General features: G+C 69.6%; 1 protein-coding gene. It reads right to left on the reverse strand.

The features are described 5' to 3' along the window. Positions 1–329: IS110 family transposase (locus QSK52_RS39130; protein WP_285741044.1), on the reverse strand; the 329-nt coding region annotated here is incomplete at its 3' end. Positions 330–570: the final 241 nt, after the last annotated feature.

Below are 570 nucleotides of genomic sequence, written 5' to 3' on the forward strand. Positions count from 1 at the left end.
GCGGTCGCGGCGGCGTAGGCGTCGATCGGGTCGGACTTGCCCTTCATCCGGCGCGTCTTGCGGTCCGGCCGGTCGACGTCGACGACGGTGACCCCGGCCGCGGTCAGCACCCGGGCGAGTTCGGCTCCGTAGGCGCCGGTGCCCTCCACGCCGACTGCGGCTAGTGTGCCGTGCGAGCGCATCCAGCCCAGCAGGTCCCGGTAGCCGCGGATGGTGGCGGGGAACTCGCAGTCCGCGAGGTGTCGGCCGAGCGGGTCGACCACGGCTGCGTGGTGGGTGAGGCCGTGGGTGTCGACTCCGCCGGTGATCTCCCGAGCGTCATACGTCATGCTTGTCGTGTCCGTCCTTGCGAGTCCGTTCCGAGGGCGGCACGCGCCGGTCGGGCGGGTGGACAAGACAGTGACGGGGCTTCTGCGACAAGCTCCTATGAAGTCACAAACGCCCGTCCGGCCGCGTGCGTGGTGATGCCCGGCGGGCCGACAAATCCCAAACAGGACAGTCAGAACGTCAGTCAGGCGGAGGGTCAGACCCGCCGGCAACAGCACCACGTCACATCCTCACTGTCAGGCG

It is taken from the genome of Kitasatospora phosalacinea, from assembly GCF_030268885.1.
Classification (GTDB): Bacteria; Actinomycetota; Actinomycetes; order Streptomycetales; family Streptomycetaceae; genus Kitasatospora; species Kitasatospora phosalacinea_C.